The organism is Gordonia sp. NPDC003429, assembly GCF_053588575.1.
The window spans coordinates 124,759-131,228 of sequence record NZ_JBSFQF010000011.1 but is presented as its reverse complement, the minus strand read 5'-3'; the positions used below and the strand labels follow the sequence as shown (position 1 = coordinate 131,228).

The following is a 6,470-nucleotide window of genomic DNA, read 5'->3' as shown; positions in this document are numbered from 1 at the left end:
CGGCTTCCGCAACCTCAACCACTACATCTTGCGGTCACTCATCCACTCCGGCCAACTCGCAGAACGACTGCATGCACTCTGAATCCGGAAGAGCCAACAATCCGGTCGCCGTCGACATTGTTGTGGGGACCTTCTAAGCGGACACTTCGTCCCCCGCCTCTGCCCCCGAACACCGATCGACGGACATCGACGCGCACTCAGGACGGGAAGAGATTTGTCGCGCACCGGGGCGAGGAAGACGTGGGCCAATAAGCCAAATCGACGGCGAATAGTTGACAAGTCAATCGTTCGTTCCACCCACCAAGACGCAGTTCGGTATCGTTCTGAAATCGCCCTGCGATAACTGCAATGAGTGTGTAAAGGGGGCTATCGATGACGCTGATCGAGCAACGAAGTGCGCCACGCGGGGAGCGTGTCGGCAATACGTGGACCGGCTATTCGCCGGCGCGCAACAACCTGGTCGCCGGCGACATTGATGTGAGGACATTCCCAGGCGGACACGTCAGCGCATCGGTGCGGCGCACGGGAACGGCGTGGTGCGTCCGACTGACCGGTGAACTGGATTACGCCGCACGAGCCGCGGAACAACTCACCAGACCGTTCGTCCCCCGCCTCTGCCTCGGGACACCGATCGACGGCACATTGTCGGGCACTCAGGACGGGAAGAGATTTGTCGTGCGCCCGGGCGAGGTGGTCGCGCTCCGTAACGACCATGAATTTCAATTACATGCCGAAACGCATTACACGGATGTGGCCTGCATCTGCATCGCAACCGATCATCTATCGCTCCGCGCGATCAACCTCGACGCAGCGACCGCCAGAACCTGGCCATTGTCTCCGGTGGCCATACACGCTCGCAACTTTATTGCGGACACCATCCTCGATGAGTCGACGAACCCCTTGATCCAGCTGCCTCAAATCGACGAGATTTTCATAAGGCTCGCACTTCTTCTACTGCCCTCGATCGCGTCGATCTCTAATGAGAACGACGGATCTTTCAACGAAGTCCGCAGATCGGTTCTCGACATCATCGATTCCCGGTCGGCGGATCCGACGCTGTCGTGCACATCGATCGCCGACGCTCTGCGCACCAGCACCCGCACGCTGTATCGCGCGTTCGAGGGCACTGGCGTCACCGTGTCCGGGCTGATCACAGCGAAGCGTCTCGCAGGTGCCGCGACGGATCTCGCTCATGGGAGCCCACACCGCACGATCGCCGCGGTCGCACGCGCGCACGGTTTTGGCGGTGCCGACCAGTTGGCGCGGAGCTTCAAACGCAACTACGGGATGCGCCCCGCCGACTTCCGTTGTTTCAGTGGCAACGTCGACGACCGGTCCCCGCACAACCTTCTCACGGGCATGGCAGAGCCCGAACGATTCGCGGCCAAGTTCACGACTTCAGTCGACGCCGATCAGTTTGCGTTGCCCTCGATGGGACAGCCATCCGGAGTGACAAGGATCCAGCCTGCGACCAACCCGGTGGGCACGGGCCGAAATCGTGAATCAATTGCGAACAATTGACATGCCGACAGTTGGTCACCACCTGGCCGCGCCCCGCCATCTGAAGCCACAGCGAAAAGCGGGATGACGAGTGTGTAATGAAGGTTCACTCGATGACGACAGATAGTCGAGTCACAGCGCCCGAATCAGATGACGACGCAGAATTGCGTGACAACGTCGGGCTGAATGCGCAGCCGCCCTCAAGCTCGATACTCGATGAACATCTCTCGCCGGAGATCCTCAGCGTCTGGAATGGCAACCCCCTTCAGTACACGTCCGACGCACGACTCGCGAAGTCCGCGGACGTGAGCGGAGCCGCCGACAAAGGAGGCACCGCATCATTCCGGCGTACCGGCGACGCCTGGTGCGCGCGATTCACCGGGGGACTCGGGCATGCGGCGCGCACCACCGAGCACCTCACCATTGCCTATGTACCGCAAGTCTTCCTGATCTGCCCCATTGAAGGAAGTCTCGCCGGCGCACAGGAGGGACGACAATTCCTTGTGCATCCGGTGAGGTCGTCGCGCTTCGAAACGACCGCACGTTTACCGTCGATGGAGTGGACAACGCCATCGACGGGGCAGTGATCGCCTTCCCAATCGATCGTTTGGGGATCTGGGAGGTCGATGTCGACGAGGTGACCGCCACGGTGTGGAGCCTGTCGAGCCTCGCCATCGAAGCACGTGACTTCATCGCCGACATCATTGTCGACCAACCCGCGGACCCGTTGATCGATCTGCCCAGACTCGACGAGATACTCACGCGCATGTCGCTGATCCTCTTTTCCTGCCGCGACCCGGCCTCCGCACCCCCGAGTGGATTGATTGACACTCGAAAGTCGGTGCTTCGCATTATCGACTCGCAATACTCGGACCCGCGACTTTCGTGCGCGTCGATTGCGTGGCAGATAAGCGCCAGCACGCGATCTCTGCATCGTGCGTTCGCCGGCACCGGCACCACGGTGGCCGGGCTCATCATGGCCAAACGCCTCACCGGCGCTGCGATGGAGCTCGCACATGGCGACCCCAATCGCACCGTCGCCGCTGTCGCCCGCGCACACGGCTTTCGGGGTGCCGACCAATTCACGCGCAACTTCAAGCGTCACTACGGCACCAGCCCGGCCGAGTTCCGTCGCCTGCTGGACATGCATGCACGCACCGGGATGCCGCTGCGAAATTCGTGACCTCGAGGGGCGCGGCCATGCGGGGGTGCCCGCACCGGAATGGTCCGACGCGGGCGCCCCTGCCGGCTGCTGGGTCCATCAGCTGGTGCGGGCCCTGCTGAATCCTGCCGCTTCGGCCACAGCGGTGGATTCGAACCAGATCTCGGCCTTGGTCTGGCGATAGGAGCGCATGTCCGGAGTGTGGTAGAGCCCGGAGTTCGCGTTGCCCTTGATCGGGTAGCCGTCGGGAGCCAACGACGACCCTGCCAGTGGGAGATGCGCGCCGAGGGGCACTGGTGTCGAAACACCCCTCAGCGAATAGGTGGAAGAACCATTCCCACCCACCAGCGCCTCGTCGAATCTGTCGGTGTGCAACTTGCCCTTGGCCGCTGCCGCACCGGCCACACCCGCGGCGCCCGCCGCGCCGGCTGCCGCGGTGCCGGCGATACGCTTGGCCGACACGTCAGGCGTCTTGACGGTGGGTGTCGTGACAGCGGGTGTTTTGACGGTCGGCAGGGTGGTGCGGCGGCGCCGCGAACCCAGCCACCACAACAGACCGAGCAGCAGCAGCGCCAACGGGAGCAGCAGCCACCACCACGGCGAGATCCCGGACGAGCCGGTGTTCACACTCGGAGCCGCCACCGTCGGCGCGGTCATCGTCGGCGCGGTCATCGTCGGGGCGCCGACGGTCGGCGCGGTCATTCCCGGAACGGCGATGCCCGACAGCTTCGCCGCCAGCGAGGCATCAGGTGTGGACGTCCATGCACCGGTGGACTTGTCGTAACTCAGCGTCGCGTCCGCGAAGCGCTGGGTCAGCACGTTCCCGTCGGTGGTGAGATCGGCTGTCGGAGCACCGAGTTCGGCGCCCAGCTTGCCGACAGCGGCGCTGAACGGGCCACGCACCACCCACGCTCCGTCACTCGGCGTCCAGTAGATCACCGGCTTGTCGGCCGCCGCGAAGGGCGCCATCCGGCTCGTCGGTTTGAACGGTCCGGCGGTCTCGTCACCGGTCGGGAAGCCCAATGATCCGGTAGGACCTCCCTCCTCGGCGTACTTGGCGTTCACCGCGCCGTAGATCACATGCGCGCCCGTCGCTTCCGACCAGAAGATGGAGCCCCCGGAGAAGTTCTGCCGGAAACCGTCGCCCACCGCCTCCACTCCGGAAGTACTGGCGCCAAGACCGGAACTGTTGAAGCCACGATCGGCGTGACCGGCGTCGATCTTCTGCAGAAGACCATTGATCGCCGTTTGGGCCTCACTCTGGGGATCTGCCGAGGCGGGCGGGGCCAGCAACGCACCAGCGCCCGCGCCGGCCACGATTCCCGCGGCGAGGAGCACTGGTGCGACGCGGGACAACCCACGCCGACGTGGACGGGTGAATCCAAGGACTTTCATCGTATTGATCCGTTCTGTGGTGACGCCGGGGACGAGAACCGGAACCCTCGGCGACTGAACAGCTATCGACGACGATCCCGCGTTTGATCTTCGACGTGTCGGATCGCGACTTCCAGATCCTTTGAGCGGGCGCGCACTTCAGATCGCGACATGGTGCCGCTCATCTGCGCCACCCGCCCCGCCAGAGCGAATGCCTACCACCGAACCCCATGCGGCGTGGCCCGATTCGGGTGTAGAGATGGGACTATCAACGACACATCAGCAGCTTTTGACGCCAGGATGGGCAATGACCTACCGCAACCATATCGACAAGCACCGCCCCTCCAGCACATCCGGAAGCGCGGTCCTCTCCGGCGATGCCTCGCGTGTCACCGACACCGGCACGCACAGGTACACCATCACGCGCAACCAGCATCTGACGCCTGCCGCACACACCGAAGCGTTCCCCGGCTCGCAGGCCACCGCGTCGTTCCGCCGTACCGGATCGGTCTGGTGTCTCCGACTCAGCGGCGACATCAGGACGTCGATACGCACTCCGGATCAGGCCGCCGACGCCTACCGGAACTTCGTCTATCTCGCGATGCCGCTCAGCGGAAGCGCCTCCGGGGTTCATGCCGGGCGCAGTTTCCGCCTCCACCCGGGCGAAGCCGTTGCGCTGCGCAATGACCGGCCGTACGAACTGCATGCCATGTCGCGGCCCATCGATGCCGTGAACATCGCGATCCCCGCGGAACGATTGCGCATCTGGGACGTGGACGTGTCGCACCTCGTGGCCAAACCGTGGCAGCTGTCTACCGCCGCCACCCGCGCCCGCGACTTCATCGCGGCTGTGTGCGTGGACGAGTCGAGCGACGCTGCTGTCGACATGTCCGGTCTCGACGACATCTTGCTGCGGATGGCGCTCCTCGTCGTGTCCTGCCGCGAGGGCTTCAGTCATCCGCCGACGCGGGTCGTCGACATCCGCAAGAGTGTCCTCGACATCATCGAATCCCGGGCGTCGGACCCGAATCTCACATGCGAGGCGATCGCCGCCGGACTGCACGCGAGTACGCGCACGATTCATCGCGCGTTCGAGGGCACCGGAGCCACCGTCAGCGGCCTGATCGTGAATCAACGGCTCGAGGGAGCGGCAGCAGAACTCGCACTGGGACCGCGCGATCGCACGATCGCCGCGATCGCACGGTCCAACGGTTTCCGCGGAGCCGATCAGCTCACACGAAACTTCAAGCGGCGCTACGGAATGAATCCGACCGACTACCGCACCCGGCACGCACTGACCGAACCACTCAACCCTGCGTAGCCACCAGACCGCGGCCGGTGATCAGCGGAAGGTCCAGTGCCGTACTCAATCCCGGCTCCGCGTTCACCACTGCGGCGACAGCGTTCACCAGCCGCATGGCGGTCACGATCATCCCGGACACGTTGTGGTCGCCGTGCTCCCCGTGGTGGGCGAACTCGACCTGCATCTGCGGCTCACCGCTGACGACGATGCGGTAGCAGCCATCGCCTGAGGCCGGTGTCGGCCAGTCCGGGCACTGGTCGGGGTGAGTGCGGGTGAAGTGCTCCACCACGATCCGGTCCACGCCGTCCACCTGCCCGGCGACCTCGAAATGCAGGGCAGCCATCGACCCCGACGGGACATCCACCGACACGGTGGTGTAATCACGTTCGGCGGCAACGCGTTCCACGCGCTCCACCAGGGGTTCGTCGAGCGTGATGCCGAGACCCGCCGCGAGCTGGCGCACCACGCTCCCCCAGGCCATGGCCAGTACCCCCGGGTTGAGCAGCACCGGACGGTGGTCCATCGGCCGTCCGAAGCCGAACAGATCTCGCATCACCACCGGCTGGTAGTAGGTCGAGTAGTCGGCGATCTCCAGGCACCGCACCTCGTCGATCCGCTGGGACAGACTCGTCATCGACAGCGGGAGAACATCATTGGCGAACCCCGGATCGATTCCGTTGACGTGCAGGGTTGCCCCGCCGGCACGGGCGGCCTCGTCGATCTGAGTGATCATCGCCTCGGGCAGGATGCCGTACGGGAACTGCAGGACCACCGGGCCACTCGACACCACGTTGATCCCGGCGGCCACGAAACGCGTCAGGTCGCCGATCGCCTCCACCACCCGATCGTCGGTCATCGCGGTGTGGACGATGCAATCCGGCGCCAGTGCGAGCAACGCGTCGGCGTCGTCGGTGGCGTACACGCCGAGATCTCGTCCCAGCCCGGCGAGCCGACCTGCGTCACGGCCAACCTTCGCCGGGTCGGATACCCACACGCCGACCAGGTCCAGATCGGGATGCGCATCTATCCCGGCGATCGCACGGCGTCCCACTGTGCCCGTCGACCACTCGACCACCCGCAGCGTCATACCCCCAAACTAGAACACGTTCCACATTGCCGGAGGCCTTTGCG

Annotated in this window: 6 protein-coding genes; 4 read left to right on the top strand and 2 right to left on the bottom strand. The window is 64.6% G+C overall.

Annotated features, from left to right (window positions below; translation table 11 throughout):
* Positions 1-372: 372 nt before the first annotated feature.
* The 3 genes from ACWDSI_RS14850 to ACWDSI_RS14840 all read left to right on the top strand — a co-directional run bounded on the left by ACWDSI_RS14850 (position 373) and on the right by ACWDSI_RS14840 (position 2,683).
* Positions 373-1,521 (top strand): helix-turn-helix transcriptional regulator, encoded by a 1,149-nt coding sequence (locus tag ACWDSI_RS14850; RefSeq protein ID WP_449756996.1) that lies wholly within the window; start codon positions 373-375, stop codon positions 1,519-1,521.
* A gap of 92 nt (positions 1,522-1,613) precedes the next feature.
* Positions 1,614-2,087 carry a hypothetical protein gene (locus ACWDSI_RS14845; RefSeq protein WP_449756995.1) on the top strand — a complete coding sequence of 158 codons (474 nt, stop codon included), beginning with the start codon at positions 1,614-1,616 and terminating at the stop codon, positions 2,085-2,087.
* Complete coding sequence (locus ACWDSI_RS14840; RefSeq protein WP_449756994.1) at positions 2,060-2,683, top strand: helix-turn-helix transcriptional regulator; 624 nt, start codon at positions 2,060-2,062, stop codon at positions 2,681-2,683. Before ACWDSI_RS14845 ends, ACWDSI_RS14840 begins: the two co-directional genes overlap by 28 nt.
* A gap of 78 nt (positions 2,684-2,761) precedes the next feature.
* Here the strand turns inward: ACWDSI_RS14840 and ACWDSI_RS14835 are convergent, their stop codons facing one another.
* Entirely contained in the window at positions 2,762-4,057 is a 1,296-nt protein-coding gene (locus ACWDSI_RS14835; protein ID WP_449756993.1) for an LGFP repeat-containing protein, read from the bottom strand.
* 286 nt (positions 4,058-4,343) lie between these two features.
* On the opposite strand from ACWDSI_RS14835, the gene ACWDSI_RS14830 reads away from it, so the two are divergent.
* A complete protein-coding gene (locus tag ACWDSI_RS14830; protein ID WP_449745802.1) occupies positions 4,344-5,357 on the top strand; it encodes a helix-turn-helix domain-containing protein in 1,014 nt (337 codons plus the stop codon).
* Here ACWDSI_RS14830 and ACWDSI_RS14825 read toward each other — a convergent pair.
* The gene (locus ACWDSI_RS14825; protein ID WP_449756992.1) at positions 5,344-6,426 is read right to left on the bottom strand and encodes an NAD(P)H-dependent amine dehydrogenase family protein; all 1,083 of its coding nucleotides are present in this window, start codon (positions 6,424-6,426) and stop codon (positions 5,344-5,346) included. The genes ACWDSI_RS14830 and ACWDSI_RS14825 overlap by 14 nt on opposite strands.
* Between the last annotated feature and the right edge of the window lie 44 nt (positions 6,427-6,470).

Coding starts and splice junctions, on each gene's coding strand:
- ACWDSI_RS14835 (WP_449756993.1), bottom strand. CDS start 4,057: ATGAAAGTCCTTGGATTCACCCGTCCACGTCGGCGTGGGTTGTCCCGC.
- ACWDSI_RS14845 (WP_449756995.1), top strand. CDS start 1,614: ATGACGACAGATAGTCGAGTCACAGCGCCCGAATCAGATGACGACGCA.
- ACWDSI_RS14850 (WP_449756996.1), top strand. CDS start 373: ATGACGCTGATCGAGCAACGAAGTGCGCCACGCGGGGAGCGTGTCGGC.
- ACWDSI_RS14825 (WP_449756992.1), bottom strand. CDS start 6,426: ATGACGCTGCGGGTGGTCGAGTGGTCGACGGGCACAGTGGGACGCCGT.
- ACWDSI_RS14830 (WP_449745802.1), top strand. CDS start 4,344: ATGACCTACCGCAACCATATCGACAAGCACCGCCCCTCCAGCACATCC.